This is a genomic window from Streptomyces sp. NPDC045022, from assembly GCF_056432605.1.
Window position 1 is genome coordinate 138,840 of the sequence record NZ_JBWKIR010000016.1, and the last position, 20,712, is coordinate 159,551.

General features: G+C 71.3%; 14 protein-coding genes and 1 pseudogene. 9 read left to right on the forward strand and 6 right to left on the reverse strand.

The genetic code is table 11. The features are described 5' to 3' along the window. Positions 1 to 7: 7 nt before the first annotated feature. The 5 genes and pseudogenes from AC07C1_RS26705 to AC07C1_RS26725 all read right to left on the reverse strand — a co-directional run bounded on the left by AC07C1_RS26705 (position 8) and on the right by AC07C1_RS26725 (position 8,213). Entirely contained in the window at positions 8 to 1,276 is a 1,269-nt protein-coding gene (locus tag AC07C1_RS26705) for an alpha/beta hydrolase family protein (protein ID WP_478942916.1), read from the reverse strand. 434 nt (positions 1,277 to 1,710) lie between these two features. Then, positions 1,711 to 2,448 carry a class I SAM-dependent methyltransferase gene (locus tag AC07C1_RS26710; RefSeq protein ID WP_478942917.1) on the reverse strand — a complete coding sequence of 246 codons (738 nt, stop codon included), beginning with the start codon at positions 2,446 to 2,448 and terminating at the stop codon, positions 1,711 to 1,713. 145 nt (positions 2,449 to 2,593) lie between these two features. Further along, a pseudogene (locus tag AC07C1_RS26715) lies at positions 2,594 to 5,042 on the reverse strand (ATP-binding SpoIIE family protein phosphatase). Positions 5,043 to 5,204: 162 nt separating this feature from the next. After that, positions 5,205 to 7,616: an MFS transporter gene (locus AC07C1_RS26720; RefSeq protein WP_478942919.1), complete on the reverse strand. Its 2,412-nt coding sequence runs from the start codon at positions 7,614 to 7,616 to the stop codon at positions 5,205 to 5,207. Positions 7,617 to 7,769: 153 nt separating this feature from the next. Further along, complete coding sequence (locus tag AC07C1_RS26725) at positions 7,770 to 8,213, reverse strand: SRPBCC family protein (protein WP_478942921.1); 444 nt, start codon at positions 8,211 to 8,213, stop codon at positions 7,770 to 7,772. 134 nt (positions 8,214 to 8,347) lie between these two features. Here AC07C1_RS26725 and AC07C1_RS26730 point away from each other — a divergent pair, with 134 nt between their 5' ends. The 4 genes from AC07C1_RS26730 to AC07C1_RS26745 all read left to right on the forward strand — a co-directional run bounded on the left by AC07C1_RS26730 (position 8,348) and on the right by AC07C1_RS26745 (position 12,147). Then, positions 8,348 to 9,409 carry an Rv2578c family radical SAM protein gene (locus tag AC07C1_RS26730; RefSeq protein WP_478942923.1) on the forward strand — a complete coding sequence of 354 codons (1,062 nt, stop codon included), beginning with the start codon at positions 8,348 to 8,350 and terminating at the stop codon, positions 9,407 to 9,409. Positions 9,410 to 9,545: 136 nt separating this feature from the next. Next, positions 9,546 to 11,129, forward strand: coding sequence for an alpha/beta hydrolase (locus AC07C1_RS26735; RefSeq protein ID WP_478942925.1), 1,584 nt, complete (start codon positions 9,546 to 9,548; stop codon positions 11,127 to 11,129). A gap of 55 nt (positions 11,130 to 11,184) precedes the next feature. Next, positions 11,185 to 11,583, forward strand: a complete 399-nt coding sequence (locus tag AC07C1_RS26740; protein ID WP_478942926.1) for a RidA family protein — start codon at positions 11,185 to 11,187, stop codon at positions 11,581 to 11,583. Between the two features lie 39 nt (positions 11,584 to 11,622). Then, positions 11,623 to 12,147 carry an N-acetyltransferase family protein gene (locus AC07C1_RS26745; RefSeq protein WP_478942928.1) on the forward strand — a complete coding sequence of 175 codons (525 nt, stop codon included), beginning with the start codon at positions 11,623 to 11,625 and terminating at the stop codon, positions 12,145 to 12,147. Positions 12,148 to 12,154: 7 nt separating this feature from the next. On the opposite strand, the gene AC07C1_RS26750 is transcribed toward AC07C1_RS26745, so the two are convergent. Further along, positions 12,155 to 12,739, reverse strand: coding sequence for an adenylosuccinate lyase (locus AC07C1_RS26750; RefSeq protein WP_478942930.1), 585 nt, complete (start codon positions 12,737 to 12,739; stop codon positions 12,155 to 12,157). Positions 12,740 to 13,150: 411 nt separating this feature from the next. Here AC07C1_RS26750 and AC07C1_RS26755 point away from each other — a divergent pair, with 411 nt between their 5' ends. The 5 genes from AC07C1_RS26755 to AC07C1_RS26775 all read left to right on the forward strand — a co-directional run bounded on the left by AC07C1_RS26755 (position 13,151) and on the right by AC07C1_RS26775 (position 20,711). Continuing rightward, the gene (locus AC07C1_RS26755; protein WP_478942932.1) at positions 13,151 to 14,965 is read left to right on the forward strand and encodes a 3-hydroxyacyl-CoA dehydrogenase family protein; all 1,815 of its coding nucleotides are present in this window, start codon (positions 13,151 to 13,153) and stop codon (positions 14,963 to 14,965) included. A gap of 154 nt (positions 14,966 to 15,119) precedes the next feature. Continuing rightward, entirely contained in the window at positions 15,120 to 15,941 is an 822-nt protein-coding gene (locus AC07C1_RS26760; protein WP_478942933.1) for a TetR family transcriptional regulator, read from the forward strand. 431 nt (positions 15,942 to 16,372) lie between these two features. Further along, on the forward strand, positions 16,373 to 17,710 hold the full coding sequence (gene ccrA / locus AC07C1_RS26765; RefSeq protein WP_478942978.1) for a crotonyl-CoA carboxylase/reductase: 1,338 nt from the start codon (positions 16,373 to 16,375) through the stop codon (positions 17,708 to 17,710). 17 nt (positions 17,711 to 17,727) lie between these two features. Beyond that, positions 17,728 to 19,755, forward strand: a complete 2,028-nt coding sequence (locus AC07C1_RS26770; protein WP_478942935.1) for a protein meaA — start codon at positions 17,728 to 17,730, stop codon at positions 19,753 to 19,755. Continuing rightward, positions 19,752 to 20,711, forward strand: coding sequence for an HpcH/HpaI aldolase/citrate lyase family protein (locus tag AC07C1_RS26775; RefSeq protein ID WP_478942937.1), 960 nt, complete (start codon positions 19,752 to 19,754; stop codon positions 20,709 to 20,711). The genes AC07C1_RS26770 and AC07C1_RS26775 overlap by 4 nt, the downstream gene beginning before the upstream one ends. Position 20,712 lies beyond the last annotated feature (1 nt).

Here is a 20,712-nt window from a genome sequence, read left to right on the forward strand (position 1 = left end):
TCTCCGGTCAGCGAACGAAAGAGATCTCGGGGTAGTTCTTGTCGGGCCCGTCAAGCAGGGTGCGGTGCTTGTCGCGCAGTTCCTGGTCGAAGAAGGCGGCGAGGTAGACGCGCTGGATCTGGACCGCGCGGTTCGGGTCGATCGTGCCGTACTGCTGCTGGAGCTGAGCCCGGGAGAGCCCGAGCAGGCCCGCCTCCTGCGGCACCATCCACTCGTTGTCGCTGAACGACAGGTGTGCCGCGCCGTGGAGCTGGATGTCGACCCGATAACCCTTCAGATGCGACCACAGCGTCCGCCACGACCCGTCGTTGTTGCGGTTGTGGGTGCCGGAGCTGAAGAGCATGAAGGGGCGGTCCAGGTCCTTGCTCGGCGCCGTCCCGAAGAACTGGCCGTCCAGGTTGGCGCCGGCGGCGATACGGTGGTCGAGCTGCATGGCGGTGTCGACCGCTGCGCCGCCCAGCGACCAGCCGAACATCCCGATGCGGGACATGTCCACCGACTTCGTCAGCCCGGCGGGCAGTGTGGCGTGCCCGGCGTCCGGGTTGCCGCCCTTGCTGATCGTGCCGAGCTGGTTGATGACGAACCGCATGTCGGCCGCCCGCACCTTCAGCGTGTCGGAGGAATGGGTGCCCGCCGGCATCCTGTTGGTCTCGAGCCGGTTGCCGGGGAACTGAACCTCGTTGGCGTCGTGGGTGTGGTCGACGGTGACGACGAGGTAGCCGCGGCTGGCGAGATCCTGGGCGAGCGCGGTGCCCATCGCGCGGTCCGAGTGCAGCCCGGTCGAGTACAGCAGGACGGGCAGCTTGCCGAGCTTGGTGTTCACCGGGGCGAGGACATGGCCCGCGGTCTTCGGCAGGGTCACCTGCTGCGGAGACAGCCCGCGGGTGGCGAGGAAGTGGGAGCCGGAGATCGACGGCATCCACGGCGCCTGGTAGTGCCCGGACGTGGCGGTGGCCGGATACCAGAGCGACACCATCAACTCGCGGGACGTGCTGCCGGGCACGTACGGATCCGGACGGGACTTGTCGACGAGGTGCAGGCCGACCATGCCCACGCTGTACTGCCCGGTCGGCGCGGGCATGTTGAGCTGGACACCCGACGTGCCCGTGCGGCCGGACGCGAAGGCCTCGGGGTGTACGGGCTTGTGGTGCAGCGGCGCATCGTCGTTCTCGGGCGCCCAGGGCGTGGCGGGGTCGGGCTGGTCGGGCTGGTCGGGCGAGAATCCGGTGGCCTCGGGCTTGTCGGACGTCTTACCGGCGGCTATCGCCGGCGTCATCCCCGCACCCAGGGCGAAGGCCAGCGCACCCGCCGTACCGACCGCTCTGGCAATCCCTCTGCGACGGTGGCGCGGGCGGCGGTGTTTCATGGAACCCCCTTGTGGGTCAGCGATCGCAGAACAGGCAATCGACTGCCGCACACCGTACCGCCGCGGCGGCCTACGGAACCAACGCCCCCGGGATCCTCGGCCGGCGTGCGCGGGACCGTCTTCCCGGAACCAGCCAACTCCCGGACACAGACGCGCCTTCCCTCTGTGCCGGCACGCCGCAGCAGCCGGGTTCCTACGCGGCCGACCCGCGTTACGTGGACAGCGCGGTCACCGAGCCGGCGAGGCACCTCGGCCGGCGTGCCCTCGTCGTCGGCAAGTCGACCGTTGCCGGTAGGAACGGCTGAACGCCATGGCCGGGAGCTGAGCGGCCACCGGCGATGATGTCACCCGGCTCGCCGAGGCGCTGTCCCGGCCAGGACGAACCAGTGCGCCGGGAGGTCGAGGCGGGTGCCGTCCGCCAGGTACTCGGTCTGCGGCAGGGTCGTCTCGCCGTCGGCGAGAATCGCGAGGCCCGCCTCGGTGAGCAGATGCGGGATCTCCTTGTCCTCGGCGTCGGCGGGCTTGAGCCCGTGGTGGAAGACACGCTGGAGCTTGGGCCCCGGACCGCCCGGCGCGGACGCGGCGAGCCTGAGCACGTCCCGGGAGCCGGAGGTGAGTTCGACGACGAACGCGCGCCCTTCGGCACCGAGTATCTCGGCGACGGCGGCGGCCACGGCGGGGCGCGCGGCCGGTTCGCTCTGGTGGATGACGGCCCGCATGTAGACGTTGCTGTCGCCGAGCCGGTCGTGCAGGGCGCGTACGGCCTCGGTGTCGGTGAGGTCGAGCTGCTGGAACTCGGCGGCGGTGCCGTCCTGGGCGCGGCGGGCGTGCTCGACGGCGGCGTGCGAGAGGTCCACGCCGACGGCGCGGGCGAACCGGGTGGCGAGGTAGCGGGTCTGGGTGCCGTTGCCGCAGCCGAGATCGACGATGGTGCGGGCCGGATCCGCGTACGGCAGGAGCAGTTCGCTGTGCGGTTCGGCGGTGAGGGAGGGATCGGCGTCCCAAATGGCCTCGCCGCGGGCGCCGGAGGTCCCGCTCCAGTAACTCTCCCAGGCGTTCCGGTAGTTGTCCGAGACGTTCATGCGATCTCCCCACGGTCGGTTCCCCTGATCGGGATATCGCGATCACCTGGTGTTGGGCAAGGGCTGGGCGGCCACCTTCACCGGATGTACGGGCACCGGGCATGCCGGGGGCGCGCGAGGGAAGTCGCACGCCCCCTGTTCGGCACTATCCGGTGGTGACGACTTGCTCGAACCACACGGTCTTGCGGTGCCCGGCGGCGCTGGCGCCCCACTCCCGGGCCAGGCGGCTCACCACGCGCAGTCCGCGGCCCGACTCGTCGTAGGGGCCGGCACTGAGCATGGCGGGCAGGGCGGGTTCGTCGTCGGTGACCTCGAACAGCAGCGCGTCGGTGCGGACCACGCGCAGTCCGATCCGGTCGCTCTCCGCATGCCGGACGGCGTTGGTGACGACCTCGCTGACCAGCAGCTCGGCCGTCTCCACCGCTTGCGGCAGACCCCATTCCAGCAGCCGTTCGCGGACCAGGCGGCGGGCTCGGGCCACCTCGCGCGGGTCGGCGTCGAGCCGCCACTCGGCGACGTGCTCGTCGGGGATGCCGTTGAGGCGGGCCATGAGCAGGGCGACGTCGTCCTTGCGGCCGCCGCGGGTGTTCAGGGCGCGGATGATGGTGTCGCACGCGTCGTCCATCGAGGCCGCGGGGTGGGCGGCGGACTCGCAGAGGGCGGCGAGGCCGTCGCCGATGTCGGAGCCGCGCACCTCGACCAGGCCGTCGGTGCACAGCACCAGCCGGTCCCCTGGCGCGACCTTGACGCGGCTGACCTCGAAGGGGACGCCACCGACGCCTATGGGGGCGCCGGTGGGCAGGTCGAGCAGTTCACTGCGGCCGTCCTCGGCACGGACCAGGACGGGCGGGATGTGTCCGGCGTTGGCGAGGGTCAGCTCGCCGCGGATGGGGTCGTAGACCGCGTACAGGCAGGTCGCGAGGTAGTTGTCGCCGAGCCGGCGGGAGGTCGTCGAGGTTGCGCAGCAGCTGGGCGGGCGGGGTCTCCATGGTGGCCATGGTCTGCACGGCGGTGCGCAACTGACCCATCATCGCGGCCGAGTTGAGCCCGTGGCCCATGACGTCGCCGACCACGAGGGCGGTGCGCGAGCCGGGCAGTTTGACGCTGTCGAACCAGTCGCCGCCGATCCGGCCGAGCCGGGTACCGGGCAGATAGCGGGTGGCGATGTCGCACCCGGCCATCCGCGGGTTCACCTGCGGCAGCATGCTGTCCTGGAGGGTGTCGGCGACGTTCTCCTGGTAGGTGTACATGCGGGCGTTGTCGAGCACGAGGCCCGCGCGGGCGGCGAGTTCGGCGCCGGTGGTGCGGTCCATGTCGTCGAACGCCGGGCGGTCGGGGCGGCGCATCAGCACCATGAAGCCGAGGACCACGTTGCGCGCCTTGAGCGGGACGATCAGCAGGGACCGCCCGGTGATCAGCGGCCTGAGGTCGCGCTTCTCGAACTCGCCGGAGATGCGGTCGCCCAGTTCCTCGGTGACCCTCGGGATGAGGACCGGTTCACCGGTCACCATGCACTTGTAGAACGGGGTGTGTTCGGGGAAGGCGAAGGCCTCGCCGACGGGCACGGTGTCGTCCCAGCGGCCCGGTTCGTCGTTGTGCTCGACCCATACGCGGAACATCACGGTGCTGGCGTCCGGCGGGCCGTCCGTGAAGCCCTCGCCGGCCAGCACCGCAGCGCGCAGGTGGGTGCCGGCGAAGTCCGCGAACCGGGGGACGGCGGCGCTGGTGACCTCGCGGATGGTCTCGCCGAGATCGAGGGAGGAGCCGATGCGGGAGCTGACCTCGTTGAGGAACTCGAGCCGTTCGCGCACGGCGGCGTACTCGAGGTCCTGTTCGGCGCCGGTCGGGACCAGGGCGGCCACCGCCTGCTCCCGCGGTACGACGGGCTCGGTGCGGGCGCGTCCCACGCGGCGCGGCACGCCCCAGTACGGCGTCACGGGCACCCGGTCGAACTGGCTGAACTCCAGCACGGGATAGCCCAGTTCGAGGACCTGAGCGGCGATGCGGCCGCTGAGCCCAGGGCCCATGTTGGGCAGGATCTCGGGCAGGCGCCGTTCGAGTTCCTCGTAGGCGGGCAGCTCGGTGTGGCGGGCGAAGCCGGGCGAGATGCGTTCGGCGGTCTCGTCGTCGTAGCCCCGCTCCTCACGCAGCCGGGTGGCGTCGGCGGCCAGCACGAGCAGCCGGGAGGGGCCGGGGCCGACGAGCGGGTAGGCCCACCACAGCACGTCGAGCCGCTCGCCGTCCGGTGTCCGCTGGTGCGGGTGGACGCGGGCCCGGCCGGCCGTGGGGTAGGCGGTGTGACCGCCGAGTGAGGACTCCAGGTCGGGGCCGAGGCCGTCGTACTCCTCGTAGGCGTCCGGCATCGGGTCGCCGTGCAGGTCCTCGGGGAGGGCGCCGGAGACCGGCAGCAGGTCCGCCGCGGGACGCCCGACGGCTTCGTCCCTGCCCACGCCGAACAGGCGCCGTGCGCCACTGCTCCAGTGGGACACCAGTCCGGCGCGGTCGACGACGACCACGGCCAGCGGAATCCGGCCCGCCGCAGTGTCGCCGGCGCCGCGCTCGGGAGTCGTGTCCCGCTTGCTGCCACGGTCCATGGCCCAGGCCCTCTCTCCCCATGGCTGTTCGCAAACGATCTGTGCCGCCGTCGCCAACGGTACGGCGGCGGCCGGTGGCGATGTGTGACAATCCTGGAATTGGTTTCACCTGATCGCCCCGGCGCGCAGCTCAGCGCCCGCGGGCCCCGCCCGTCGCACCCCTCAGTCCTCGTGCCCCAGTTGCAGATCCCGTTCGGTGCGGCCGCCGCCCGCCACCTGCAGCACGGTGGCGACCGGCGGGTAACCCGCGGCGATGACGGTGTACTCGCCGGAGGAGAGGTCCACGAACCGGAACGTTCCGTCGGGTCCGGTGGTGAGCGTGTCGACGACGTTGCCGGCGGCGTCGAGCAGCGTGACGCGCGCGTCCTCCACGGGGCGGCCGCCAGTCGCCCGGACGGTGCCCCTGAGTACGGCGCCGCCCGCGAGTTCGACGTCCTGCCGGGTCTCCCGGGAGGCCTGCACGGTGACGGGCAGCGCGGCGGGCCGGAAGGCGGGGGCACTGGCGGCGAGCGTGTACTCGCCGGCCACCAGCTCGGTGATGACATAGCCGCCCTCGCGGCCGCTGCGAGTGGCGGCGACGACCTCGCCGTGCACGTTGGTGAGGGTGACGGTGGCGTCCCGGACGGGGCTGCCGTCGGCGGTGAGGACGCTGCCCGCGAGACGCCCCGCGCCGCCGAGGACGACGTCGAGTTCGACGGGCCGTTCTCCGACGGTGACGGAGACGGCCTGCGGCTGGTGGCCGCCGGCGGCGGCGATGAGCACGTACGATCCGGAGCCGGGCGTGCTGAGCGCGTACCGCCCGTCCTCGCCGCTCGCGCCCCGGCCGATCTGCTGTCCGGCGACGTCGATGAGGGTGAGCGCCGCTCGGGGCACCACGGTGCCGTCCGGGTGCTGCACCGTTCCGCAGACGGGGATGCCGGCGGCGTAGGACGAACGGGCCTGCGGGATCGGGGCGTTCACGCTCCCGGGCGCGGTTTCGGCGGTGTGGTGGGACACCAGTGGTTTCTCCTTGAGGAAGAAGGCGATGAGCAGGCCGAGGACGAGCACCGGGACGAGGTAGAGGAAGATCCGGGGCATCGCGTCGGCGTAGGCGCGGATGTAGGCGTCGCGCAGGGCCGGGGGCAGCGCGTGGACGAGCGGCGGGGTGATCGAGTCGGCGTCGGGCAGCCCGGCGCCCGCACGCGGGGGCAGTTCCCTGCGCAGGGAGGTGGCGAGCCGGTCGGCGAAGAGGGTGCCGAAGATCGCGGCGCCGACGCTGCCGCCGATCTGCCGGAAGTAGTTGTTGGCGCTGGTGACGGTGCCGAGGTCGGCGGGGCGCGCGGAGTTCTGCACGGCGAGGACCAGCACGGGCATCACCAGGCCGATGCCGGCGCCGAGGACGGCCATCCAGATGCTGTAGTGCAGCCGGGGCGTGTCGGCCTCGAGCCGGGACAGCAGCCACATGCCGACGGCGGCGACGGCGCCGCCGAGCACGGGGAAGACCTTGTAGCGGCCGGTGCGGCTGATGAGCTGTCCGCCGATGATCGAGGCGCCGACGATCCCGGCCATCATGGGCAGCATCAGCAGCCCGGACTCGGTGGCGCTGGCCCCGTCGACCATCTGCAGGAAGGTCGGCAGATAGCTGGCGGCGCCGAACAGCGCGACGCCGATCACGAGGCCCACCAGGGCGCTGACGTTGAAGACGGAGTCGCGGAACAGGCGCAGCGGGATGAGGGGTTCGGCGGCGAAGCGCTCGGCGACGAGGAAGAGGACGGTGGCGGCGACCGCACCGGCACCGAGGCCGAGGATCTGCCGGGAGCCCCACGCGTACTCGGTGCCGCCCCAGCTGGTCAGCAGGACCAGGCAGGTGGAGGCGGTGGCGAGCAGCAGCGCGCCGGGCACGTCGAGACGCCCGCGGACCGTGGGCTTGGGGAGTTTCAGGACGGCGGCGACGACGGCGAGGGTGACCAGGCCGAAGGGGACGTTGATGTAGAAGCACCAGCGCCAGGAGAGATGGTCGGTGAAGTAGCCGCCGAGCAGCGGGCCCGCGACGGAGGCGAGGCCGAAGGCGGCGCCGATCAGGCCCATGTAGCGGCCGCGTTCGCGGGGCGGCACGATGTCGGCGATGATCGCCTGCACGCCGATCATGAGCCCGCCCGCGCCGACGCCCTGGACCGCGCGGAAGGCGATCAGCTGGTCCATGGTCTGTGCCCGGCCGGCGAGCGCGGAGCCGACGACGAAGACGGCGATGGCGAACTGGAAGACGCCCTTGCGGCCGACCAGGTCGCCGAGCTTGCCGTACAGGGGCAGGCCGATGGTGGAGGTGAGCAGGTAGGCGGTGATCGCCCAGGACATCCGGTCCAGGCCGTGCAGCTCGCCGACGATCTTCGGCAGCGCGGTGGCGACGATCATCTGGTCCAGCGCCGCGAGGAGCAGGGCGAGCATCAGCCCGAGGAACACCAGCCGCACGCGGCGCGGCCCGAGTCCGGCGGCGGGTGCGGGCGGCGGTGGCGCCGCGGTGGCGGTCCCCTCGGTCGCCTCCTGCACAGCCGGTGCAACGGCCGGCTCGTGCTTCACCAGAGTCGTCCCGCCCACGTAACGCTCCCCTCGTCGCACCTGTCACAATTCCCGCTTAAGGCGACAACTGCGAACAACTGCGACGAGTTACGGCACCGCCGGGGGCCGGGCCGGAGATCCACCCGAACCGGTGAAGGGGCACAACACCCCTTCACCAAGGGGAGCTTGACCCTACTTCTCGACCTCTGCGGCGAGGTTGGCGAGCACGGCGTCGTAGATCCGGCCGAGACCCTTGGGCGCGAAGGTCTTCTCGAAGAAGCCGCCGATGCCGCCGGCACCCTTCCAGGTGGTGGTCACGACGACCCGGGACCCGCCCTCGCCGGCCGGGGTGACGCGCCAGGTGGTGACCATGGAGGAGTTGCGGTCCTTCTCGACCAGCTCGCCGTCGGTGGGCTCGCTGACCTCCAGGAGGCAGTCGCGCACCCGCTTGCTGGTGGCCTGGAGCTTCCAGTGGACGAGGGTGCCCTCGCCGTCGCCGCCCTCGCGCACCTCGTACTCGCTGAAGTGCTCGGGCAGCAGCTTGCGCCGCGTGCCGCGGTAGTCGGCGAGAGCGTCGAACACCTTCTCCGCGTCCGCCGCGACGACCCGCTCCGTAGTGGCCTCGACCTGCGCCATTGCGTTCCTCCAGGACCTGGTTGCTCGGGGTTGGGGCAAGCCAACCACCCCGGCGCCCGGCCGCCCAAATCGAGGGCCGCACGATCATGGGAACACATGTTCTATTCTGTGCGCAGTGCTACCGAGGAGGCGTCATGCGCTGGGACAACCTCACCGTCGAGCCCGTGGAGTCCGGGGAGTCCGCCGAGCACGGCCGGGCCGCCGACGCCGCACTGTTCGGCGCGGACGCCGTGACCACGCGTACGTTCGACACGCCCGAGTTCCGCGGGATCACCTTCCACGAGATCCGGGCACGCTCGGTGCTGAACCGGGTGCCGGGCGCCTCGCGCATGCCGTTCGAGTGGACGGTCAACCCCTACCGGGGCTGCACGCACGCGTGCGTGTACTGCTTCGCCCGCAAGACACACAGCTACCTGGACCTCGACACCGGCATCGGCTTCGACACCCAGATCGTGGTCAAGGTAAACGCGCCCGAGGTGCTGCGCCGCCAGCTGGCCTCGCGGCGCTGGCAGGGCGACCACGTGGCGATGGGCACGAACGTCGACTGCTACCAGCGCGCCGAGGGCCGCTACCGGCTGATGCCGGGCATCATCTCCGCCCTCACCGATCACGCGAACCCCTTCTCGATCCTCACCAAGGGCATCCTGATCCTGCGTGACCTGGATCTGCTGGTCCGGGCGGCCGAGGTGACGGACATCGGCATCTCGGTCTCCGTCGGCTTCCTCGACACCGGGCTGTGGCGCACGGTGGAGCCGGGCACCCCCGCGCCCGAACGCCGGCTGGACGTCGTACGCACCCTCGGTGAGCACGGCATCGACTGCGGGGTGCTGATGGCGCCGGTGATCCCGTTCCTGAGCGACGAACCGGCCCAACTGCGGGAGACGGTCCGGGCCGTCGCGGCGGCCGGGGCCACCTCGGTCACACCACTGGTGCTGCATCTGCGGCCGGGTGCCCGGGAGTGGTTCATGGCCTGGCTCGGGCAGCACCACCCGCATCTGGTGCGCCGCTACGAGCGGCTGTACGCGGAGGGCGCCTACGCGCCCAAGTGGTACCAGCGCCGGATCACCCGTCAGGTGCACGAGCTGGCACAGGAGTACGGCATCGGGCCCACGCGCGCGGGCACGGCCCGCCGGATCCGCCCGGCGCGGCCGGAACCCCAGGCCGGATCCGAGCCCACCCAACTCACCCTCATCTGAGAGCGTTCGAGGGCATCCCGCGACCCAATCGGGTCAAGTATCGCCGGAACGCGTTCTGCGGGTCCCCGTTGCCGGGACGATGCGGCGAGAACCGTGATCCTCGCGGTTCGTCGCGACCTCCGTCCCGGGAGGACCCATGAGAACACGCGCAGCCGTGCTGTGCGCAGCCGCAGCCGTGCTGGCGGGTTCGGTCACGGCCGTCCCCGCGCGGGCGACCGCGCCGGCCTCGTCGGCGCCGTCCGCTCCGGCGGTGAAAGTCGCCTGGAAGAAGTGCGGCACGAGCGACTACCCGACGCTGCAGTGCGCGTCCCTGAAGGTGCCGCTGGACCACGCGAAACCGTCCGGCCGGCAGATCACGCTCGCCCTGTCCCGTGTCCCGCACACCGCGCGGACGTCCCAGGGCCCGCTGCTGGTCAACCCCGGCGGCCCCGGCGGCAGCGGGCTGACGCTCGCCGGCTTCGTCGCCTCGGCACTGCCCACGAGCGTGGCGGCCCGGTACGACGTCATCGGCTTCGACCCGCGGGGGGTCGGCAGGAGCACCCCCGCCCTGGACTGCGCGCCCGGCCACTTCCGGCCGGGACGCCCGGACACCGTGCCGGCCACGCCCTCGCTGGAGCGGGCGAACCTGGAGCGGGCCCGGTCGTTCGCCGCCGCCTGCGGCCGCAAGTACGCCGACGTGCTGCCCTACATCGACACCGTCAGCGCCGTCCGGGACATGGACTTCGTGCGGCGGGCCCTCGGCGCGCGGCAGATCAGTTACTTCGGCTACTCCTACGGCACCTACCTCGGCGCGGTCTACGCGAAGCTGTACCCCGAGCGGGTCCGCCGCCTGGTGCTGGACTCGATCGTCGACCCGACCGGTGTCTGGTACGAGGACAACCTGGGCCAGGACTACGCCTTCGACGACCGCCACCGCGCGCTGATGGCGTGGATCGCGAAGTACGACGCCACGTACAAGCTCGGCAAGGACCCCGCGAGGATCGAGGCCGAGTGGTACGCGATGCGGGCGGCCCTGGCGAAGAGACCGGCCGGGGGCAAGGTCGGCGCCCCCGAGCTGGAGGACACCTTCATCCCCGGCGGCTACTACGACGGCTACTGGCCCTACCTCGCCGAGGCGTTCGCGGCCTACGTCCACCACAAGGACACCGGGCCGCTCGTGAAGGCGTACGAGAACTTCGCCGCCGTGGACGCCTCGGGCGACAACGGCTACAGCGTCTACACGGCCGTGCAGTGCCGTGACACCTCCTGGCGGCGCACCTGGAACCGGTGGAGCTCGGACACCTGGGCGGTGTACGCCAAGGCGCCCTTCATGGCCTGGAACAACACCTGGTACAACGCGCCCTGCGCGTTCTGGCCGACCGGCAGGCTGGAGCCGGTGGACATCGCCAACGGCAAGCTGCCGCCGGCGCTGCTCTTCCAGGCGACCCACGACGCGGCCACCCCCTACCCGGGTGGCGTCACGGCCCACCGGCTGCTGGCCGGCTCCAGCCTGGTGGTCGAGGAGGGCGGCGGCAACCACGGCATCACGCTGAGCGGCAACGCCTGCCTGGACAAGTACCTCTCCGCCTATCTGGCCGACGGCACGGTGCCGCGCGGCGGCGGGGCGGCCGACGCGGTCTGCGGCAAGTCGCCCGACCCGAAGCCGCCCACAGCTGCGAAGGCGGCCTCTGCGTCGTCGCGCGGCTCCACCCTGCACGGGCTGCTGGGCTTCCGCCGGTAGCCGGCTCGGCCGGCCCGTCGGGGGCGTTGTCAGTGGGGTGGTCCACTATGGAGCCATGGACCGACCGATTCGGATCTCCGCCCCCGACGGGGTCGCCCCCTCGACCCAGTACAGCCATGTGGTCTCGGCGACCGGCCGCTTCGTCGCCGTCTCGGGCCAACTCGCCCTGGACGAGGACGGCGCGCTGGTCGGGGAGGGTGATCCGGCGGCCCAGGCACAGCAGGTGTTCGAGAACCTGAGGCGCTGTCTGGCCGCTGCCGGGGCCGGCTTCGACAACGTCGTGAAGCTGACGTACTTCGTCACGGACATGGCCCACATGCCCGCCGTCCGCGCGGCCCGCGCCGCGCACATACCCGACGACCGCCTTCCGGCGTCCTCCGCCGTGCAGGTGGCCGGGCTGGTGGCGCCGGAGTTCCTGTTGGAGGTCGAGGCGATCGCGGTGGTGGGCGGATAATCACGGGCGCGTGCCGGAAGGACTCCCTAGGGTGCCGTCATGGACGACCGGCTCCCCCGCATCCGCCCGATGGACCTCGCCGACTGCGGCCGTGTCTCGGAGATCCGCGTACGCGGCTGGCGCCACGCCTACCAGGGGCTCATGCCGCAGCCGTACCTGGACGGGCTCAGCGCCACGGCGGACGCCGAGCGACGGCGGGCCCGGTTCGCGCAGGCGGACGGCCGCGTGGTGAACCTGGTCGCCGAGCGGGGCGGCGAGGTCCTCGGCTGGGCGGCGCACGGGCCGTACCGGGACGGTGAGGCGCGCACCGGGGACGCCGAATTGTACGCGATCTACGTCGATCCGGCCCATCTCGGCAGCGGCATCGGCCGGGCCCTGCTGACCGAGGCGCTCGGGCAGTGCTCGCCGTATCCGCGCCTGTTCCTGTGGGTCCTGAAGGACAACACCCCCGCCCGCCGCTTCTACGAGCGCGCCGGATTCCGGCCGGACGGCGCCGAGGAGCCCTTCGAGGCGGACGGCGTGTTCCTGCCCGAGGTGCGGTACGTCAAGGACCTGCGGGGCTGACCGGGCGTCACCTCGCCTCCCGCTGCCGCGGAATCCGTGCCAGCGCGTGCACCGCCGCCTCCGCGAGCGCCGGGTGTGCCAGGGCCTCGTTCAGGACCTGCCGGGCGCGGGCGTCGCCGAGCGCGCCCAGGCCCTCCACGCAGGCGAGGGCGACCCGCCGGTAGGGGTCGTGCGGGCGCAGCCGCCGCTCCAGGGTGGTGATCAGCGCGGGCACGGACTCCGGGGCGCGCAGGGCGGCCAGCAGCCGTACCGGGTGCAGGGCGTAGGCGACGCGCAGTTCGTTGGTGGCGAGGGCGGCGGCCGCCCGGGCCGTGCGCGGGTCGCCGAGCCGGGCGAGGGCGTGGGCGGCGGAGGCGCAGCGCGGCGGGTCGCGGTGGTTGAGCAGCAGCACCAGGGACTCGAAGGCACGCCGGTCGCCGGCGAGGCCGAGGCGGAACGCGGCCAGTTCCCGGGCCCACAGGGGCTGGCCGGGAGCGGTGAGGACCTCCGCCAGTTCACCGTGGTCCCCGGTGCCCAGCAGGTGCTCGAAGCCCGCCGAGCCGCCCGACTCCCGCCGTAAGCGTTCCGTGAGCGATCGCAACTCTTCGTCCACGAGCACCAGCGTAGAGGGGTCGCGGCGACGGAGGGACCCAGATCACAAAGTCCGGGGACTAGCGCGCTCGTTACCCGCCGGTTAAGCTCATTCGAGCGAGTAACCCTCTCGCACTTTCCACCGGTGACGGTTTGGTGACGCAGCCGCCGCCGGAGGTACCTCCCACGCCCCCGCGGCAGTGGGGGAGCTGGTCGGTTCGGTACATCTGTGTACCGCAGTACGACCCGGCTTCGGGACAGAGCCGGTCGGAAATCCGCCGCTGCCGGGCGTGTGCACGCCCGTGGCACCGGCAGCACCGGGCGTGTGCGCTCGCAGCCCGGCAACACCCGCACTCCTTCCGCACCGCGGTGCGCCCTCCTCGGGCGCACCCGGCGCGCTCCTCGTCGTCACCCTCATTCCTGGAGTCCCGCGATGGCCACTCCCCTGTCCCCCCAGTCCGGCAGCCCGCTGTCCCCGTTCAAGACGATCGCCGTCGTCGGCCTCGGCACCATGGGCACCGGCATCACCGAGGTCCTCGCCAAGGCCGGCCGCGAGGTGATCGGCATCGACATCAGCGAGGCCCAGGCCACGCGGTCGCTCGCCTCCCTCGAGGCCTCCACCTCCCGTGCCGTGGCACGCGGCCGGCTCACCGAGGAGGAACGCGCCGGGACGCTGGCCCGGGTCCGCACCTCCACCGACCTGCGCGCGGCGGCCGACGCCGACCTCGTCATCGAGGTGGCCCCGGAGTCGTACGAGACCAAGCACCAGATCTTCCGCGAGCTGGACGGCATCGTCCGCCCCGAGACGATCCTCGCGACCGGCACCAACGCCCTGTCCGTGACCCGGCTGGCCGCCGACTCGGCCCGTCCCGAGCGCGTGCTCGGCCTGCACTTCTTCAATCCGGCGCCGGCGATGCGGCTGGTCGAGGTGGTCTCCTCGGTGCTGACCGCGCCGCAGGCCGTCGCCGCGGTCACCGACCTGGCGCTCGAGCTGGGCAAGGAGCCGGTCGCGGTCGGCGACCGCCCCGGCTTCGTCGCGGACGGGCTGCTGTTCGGCTACCTCAACCAGGCCGCCGCGATGTACGAGGCCAGGTACGCCTCCCGCGAGGACATCGACGCGGCGATGCGGCTCGGCTGCGGTCTGCCGATGGGGCCGCTCGCCCTGCTGGACCTGATCGGCGTCGACACCGCCCGTACGGTCCTGGAGGCCATGTACGCCGAGTCCCGTGACCGGCTGCACGCCCCCGCCCCGATCCTCAAGCAGCTCAGCGAGGCGGGCCTGACCGGCCGCAAGTCCGGGCGCGGCTTCTACACCTACGAGGCGCCGGGCAGCGCCACGGTCGTGCCGGACGCGCTGAGCCCGGCGGAGGGCGGCTCGCTCACCGCGGGGCGCGAGGTCCGCTCGGTCGGTGTCGCGGGCTCCGGCACGATGGCCTCCGGCATCGTCGAGGTGTTCGCGAAGGCGGGCTACGAGGTCGTCCTGGCCGCCCGCAGCGAGGAGAAGGCGCAGGTCGCCAAGGCCCGGATCGGCAAGTCCCTCGCGCGCTCCGTCGACAAGGGCCGGCTGACCGCCGAGGCCGCCGCGCAGATCCTGGACCGGATCACCCCGGCCGGCTCCTACGACGCCTTCGCCGACGTCGACCTGGCCGTCGAAGCGGTCGCCGAGGACCTGGAGGTCAAGCGGCAGCTGTTCGCGACGCTGGACAAGGTCTGCAAGCCCGGAGCGGTCCTGGCCACCACCACCTCCTCGCTGCCCGTCGTCGCCTGCGCCCGCGCCACCTCGCGCCCGCAGGACGTGATCGGCATGCACTTCTTCAACCCGGCACCGGCGATGAAGCTGGTCGAGGTGGTCCGCACGGTGCTGACCGCGGACGACGTTCACGCGACGGTCCGCGAGGTCTGCGTCAAGATCAAGAAGCATGCCGTCGACTGCGGCGACCGCGCCGGCTTCATCGTCAACGCGCTGCTTTTCCCGTACCTCAACAACGCGATCAAGATGGTGCAGGAGCACTACGCGTCGCTCGACGACATCGACGCGGCCATGAAGCTCGGCGGCGGCTACCCGATGGGTCCCTTCGAGCTGCTGGACGTGGTCGGCCTGGACGTGTCGCTGGCCATCGAGAAGGTGCTGCACCGCGAGTTCCGCGACCCGGGCCTCGCTCCCGCCCCGCTGCTGGAGCACCTGGTGGCCGCGGGCTGCCTCGGCCGCAAGACGGGCCGCGGCTTCCGCGAGTATGCCCGCCGCTGACGGCGTCGGCGACTGGTTCGACGGCGCCGCGGACGGCGCGGACGGCGCGGACTGGGGCGGCCTGCTCGACCCGGTGGACGGCCCCCCGCCCTTCACGGGCGGGGGAACCCGTGCACCTGCGCATCGAGCTGCGCACATGCAGTACGTTCGGGTCATGTCCCAGCCCGCCAAGTCCTCACGTACACCAGCTACGCCCGACGCGCCGGAAAGTGCCGCAGGCAGTCGCGCCGCCGCCCAGCGGCTGAAGATGCGCCGGGAACTGGCGGCCGCAGCCATGGAGCTGTTCGCGACCAAGGGGTACGAAGCCACCACCGTCGACGAGATCGCGGCCGCGGCCGGCGTGGCCCGCCGCACGTTCTTCCGCCACTTCCGCTCCAAGGAAGAGGCGATCTTCCCGGACCACGACGACACGCTGATCCGCGCGGAGGCGGTCCTCAACGCCGCCCCCGCGCACGAGCACCCGCTCGACACCGTGTGCCGCGGCATCAAGGAAGTCATGAAGATGTACGCGGCCCGGCCGGAGATCTCGGTCGCCCGCTACAAGCTCACGCGTGAGGTGCCCACCCTGCGCGAGGCCGAGATCGCCTCGGTGGCCCGCTACGAGCGCCTGTTCACCCGGTACCTGCTCGGCCACTTCGACGAGCACGCGCACGCCGACGACGCCAACGACGACCCGCTGCTGGCCGAGGTCGCCGCCTCCGCCGTCGTCACTGCCCACAACCACGTCCTGCGGCGCTGGCTGCGGGCGGGCGGCCAGGGTGACGTGGAGGCCCAGCTGGACCACGCCTTCGCGATCGTGCGCAAGACGTTCGGCACGGGAATCGGGGCCGGGCGCGGCCCGGCGGGCAAGCCGGCCACCGCCACCGGTCCGGCGACGGTCTCCGCGCACGGGGAGGTGCTCGTGACGGTCGCCCGGACCGACGCGCCGCTGGACGAGGTCATGCGGACCATCGAAGAAGCCCTGAAGGAGCGCTGACGGCTCCCTCGCACTGTGATGACGGCCACCCTCCGGGGTGGCCGTTTTGCCATGTCAGAGGCCGTTTTCGAGCAGATTCAAGGAGCCGTTCGATCGATCATCGCTCATTTGTTACGTAAAGATTTCATCTGAGGCCACGTTCTGGCACTCAGTGCCTTGTCACCTGACACGGGGTGTCATACCGTGAAGGAGTCCGGGCGGCCGGCGAGCAGAGACCACTCGTTCGCCGGCTGTCCCCGCAAGCCGATTGGCCTGCGCGCCCGGGCGCCTGCGTCACAGGCAACCTCCCGCGCCACAAAGCGCTGCCGAAGCACCACCAGCCGAACCGACGGCACATCTCACCAAAACCCTCAGCAGCACTCATCTCAGCACCGACGAATCCCCAGCGCCCCTCCCTCAGGGCGCTCACCGCCGGAGGCAACACCGTGACCGTGAAGGACATCCTGGACGCGATCCAGTCGAAGGACGCCACGTCCGCCGACTTCGCCGCCCTGCCGCTCCCCGAGTCGTACCGTGCGATCACCGTGCACAAGGACGAGACGGAGATGTTCGCGGGCCTGCAGACCCGCGACAAGGACCCCCGCAAGTCGATCCACCTCGATGACGTGCCCGTGCCCGAGCTGGGCCCGGGTGAGGCCCTGGTGGCCGTCATGGCCTCCTCGGTCAACTACAACTCGGTGTGGACCTCGATCTTCGAGCCGCTGTCCACGTTCGGGTTCCTGGAGCGCTACGGCAAGGTCAGCGAGCTGACCAAGCGGCACGACCTGCCGTACCACATCATCGGTTCCGACCTCGCGGGCGTCGTGCTGCGCACCGGCCCGGGCGTGAACGCCTGGAAGCCCGGCGACGAGGTCGTGGCCCACTGTCTGTCGGTCGAGCTGGAGTCCTCCGACGGCCACAACGACACGATGCTCGACCCCGAGCAGCGCATCTGGGGCTTCGAGACCAACTTCGGCGGCCTCGCCGAGATCGCGCTCGTCAAGTCCAACCAGCTGATGCCGAAGCCGGCCCACCTCAGCTGGGAGGAGGCCGCCGCTCCCGGTCTGGTCAACTCCACCGCGTACCGGCAGCTGGTCTCCCGCAACGGCGCCGGCATGAAGCAGGGCGACAACGTCCTGATCTGGGGCGCGAGCGGCGGACTCGGCTCGTACGCCACCCAGTTCGCGCTGGCCGGCGGCGCCACGCCGATCTGTGTCGTCTCCAGCCCGGAGAAGGCCGACATCTGCCGGGCGATGGGCGCCGAGGCGGTCATCGACCGCAACGCCGAGGGCTACAAGTTCTGGAAGGACGAGCACACCCAGGACCCGAAGGAGTGGAAGCGCTTCGGCAAGCGCATCCGTGAGCTGACCGGCGGCGAGGACATCGACATCGTCTTCGAGCACCCCGGCCGCGAGACCTTCGGTGCGTCCGTCTACGTCACCCGCAAGGGCGGCACCATCACCACCTGCGCCTCGACCTCGGGCTACATGCACGAGTACGACAACCGCTACCTGTGGATGTCCCTGAAGCGGATCATCGGCTCGCACTTCGCCAACTACCGCGAGGCCTGGGAGGCCAACCGCCTCATCGCCAAGGGCAAGATCCACCCGACCCTGTCGAAGGTGTACGCGCTGGAGGACACCGGCCAGGCGGCCTACGACGTCCACCGCAACCTGCACCAGGGCAAGGTCGGCGTGCTGTGCCTCGCGCCCGAGGAGGGCCTGGGCGTGCGCGACGAGGAGATGCGCGCGCAGCACGTCGACGCCATCAACCGCTTCCGCAACATCTGAGGACCCCGAGGTCATAGATGACTGAGCGTCAGAAGGACCGGCCGTGGCTCATGCGCACGTACGCCGGTCACTCCACGGCCGAGGCGTCCAACGAGCTGTACCGGCGCAACCTCGCCAAGGGCCAGACCGGCCTGTCGGTGGCGTTCGATCTGCCGACGCAGACCGGCTACGACCCCGACCACATCCTCGCCCGCGGCGAGGTCGGCCGGGTCGGCGTGCCCGTCGCGCACCTCGGTGACATGCGCCGGCTGTTCCAGGACATCCCCCTGGAGCAGATGAACACCTCGATGACGATCAACGCCACGGCCATGTGGCTGCTGGCGCTCTACCAGGTCGTCGCGGAGGAGCAGGGCGCGGACATCACCCAGCTCCAGGGCACGACCCAGAACGACATCGTCAAGGAGTACCTGTCCCGCGGGACGCACGTCTTCCCGCCGGGGCCGTCGCTCCGGCTGACGACGGACATGATCGCGTACACGGTCTCCCACATCCCGAAGTGGAACCCGATCAACATCTGCAGCTACCACCTGCAGGAGGCCGGGGCCACGCCGGTGCAGGAGATCGCGTACGCGATGTCCACCGCGATCGCCGTCCTCGACGCCGTCCGCGACAGCGGCCAGGTGCCGCAGGAGCGCATGGGCGACGTGGTCGCCCGTATCTCCTTCTTCGTGAACGCGGGCGTCCGCTTCGTCGAGGAGATGTGCAAGATGCGGGCCTTCGGGCGCATCTGGGACAAGGTCACGCGGGAGCGGTACGGCATCGAGAACCCCAAGCAGCGCCGCTTCCGCTACGGCGTCCAGGTCAACTCCCTCGGCCTGACCGAGGCGCAGCCGGAGAACAACGTCCAGCGGATCGTGCTGGAGATGCTGGCCGTGACCCTCTCCAAGGACGCACGCGCGCGTGCCGTGCAGCTGCCCGCCTGGAACGAGGCCCTCGGTCTGCCCCGGCCCTGGGACCAGCAGTGGTCGCTGCGCATCCAGCAGGTCCTCGCACACGAGAGCGACCTGCTGGAGTACGAGGACATCTTCGCGGGCTCGCACGTCATCGAGACCAAGGTGGCCCAGCTCGTCGAGGACTCGCTCGCGGAGATCGACCGGATCCAGGAGATGGGCGGCGCGATGGCCGCCGTCGAGTCCGGCTACCTCAAGTCGCAGCTGGTCGCCTCGCACGCCGAGCGGCGGGCGCGGATCGAGTCCGGCCAGGAGAAGATCGTCGGCGTCAACATCTTCGAGACGACCGAGCCGAACCCGCTCACGGCCGACCTGGACACCGCGATCATGACGGTCGACCCGGCGGTCGAGGCCCGCGTCGTCGAGTCCCTGCGGCACTGGCGGGACACCCGCTACCAGCCACCCTTCAACCACCCGCGCCCCTGCAAGGCGCTGGAGCGGCTGAAGGAGGCCGCCAAGGGCACCGGCAACCTGATGGAGGCCACGCTGGAGTGCGCCCGCGCCGGGGTCACGACCGGCGAGTGGGCCGGGGCCCTGCGCGAGGTGTTCGGCGAGTACCGGGCGCCCACCGGGGTCTCCTCCGCGCCGGTGGCCGTCGCCGCCGAGGCAGGCTCGGCGATGGCCGAGGTCCGCGCCAAGGTGGACGCCACCGCTCGCGACCTGGGCGCGGGCAAGCTGCGCTTCCTGGTGGGCAAGCCCGGCCTGGACGGGCACTCCAACGGCGCCGAGCAGATCGCCGTGCGGGCCCGGGACGCCGGCTTCGAGGTGGTCTACCAGGGGATCCGGCTCACCCCGGAGCAGATAGTGGACGCCGCCCTGGCGGAGGACGTCCACGCCGTGGGCCTGTCGATCCTGTCCGGCTCGCACGCCCAGCTGGTGCCGGACGTGCTCCAGCGGCTGCGTGTGGCCGGTGCCACAGATATACCGGTGATCGCAGGTGGCATCATCCCGAACGGTGACGCCGAACAGCTCAGGGCCGCGGGAGTGGCCGCGGTGTTCACCCCGAAGGACTTCGACATCACCGGAATCATCGGCCGCATCGTCGACGAGATCCGGAAAGCGAACAAGCTCGACCCCCTGGAGGTCCCCGCATGACCGTCAACCGTCTTCGTCCGCGGCGTTCGTGCCTGGCCGTACCCGGTTCGAACCCGCGCTTCCTGGAGAAGGCGCAGGGCCTGCCGGCGGACCAGGTCTTCCTCGACCTGGAGGACGCGTGCGCGCCGCTCGCCAAGCCGGAGGCGCGGCACACCATCGTCAAGTTCCTCAACGAGGGCGACTGGACGGGCAAGACGCGGGTCGTGCGCGTCAACGACTGGACGACCGAGTGGACGTACCGCGATGTCGTGACGGTCGTCGAGGGCGCCGGCCCGAACCTGGACTGCATCATGCTGCCGAAGGTGCAGAACGCCCAGCAGGTCGTCGCCCTGGACCTGCTGCTCACCCAGATCGAGAAGACCATGGGCTTCGAGGTCGGCCGGATCGGCATCGAGGCCCAGATCGAGAACGCCCAGGGCCTGAACAACGTCAACGAGATCGCGCAGGCCTCCCCGCGCGTCGAGACGATCATCTTCGGCCCGGCCGACTTCATGGCCTCCATCAACATGAAGTCGCTGGTCGTGGGCGAGCAGCCGCCCGGCTACCCGGCGGACGCCTACCACTACATCCTGATGAAGATCCTGATGGCCGCCCGCGCCAACGACCTCCAGGCGATCGACGGTCCCTACCTGCAGATCCGCAACGTCGACGGCTACCGCGCGGTCGCCCAGCGCGCCGCGGCCCTCGGCTTCGACGGCAAGTGGGTGCTGCACCCGGGCCAGGTCGAGGCGTCCAACGAGATCTTCTCGCCCTCCCAGGAGGACTACGACCACGCCGAGCTGATCCTGGACGCGTACGACTACTACACGTCCGAGGCGGGCGGCAAGAAGGGCTCCGCGATGCTCGGCGACGAGATGATCGACGAGGCCAGCCGCAAGATGGCCCTGGTCATCTCCGGCAAGGGACGCGCCGCCGGCATGCAGCGCACCAGCAAGTTCGAGATTCCGGAGGCGTGAC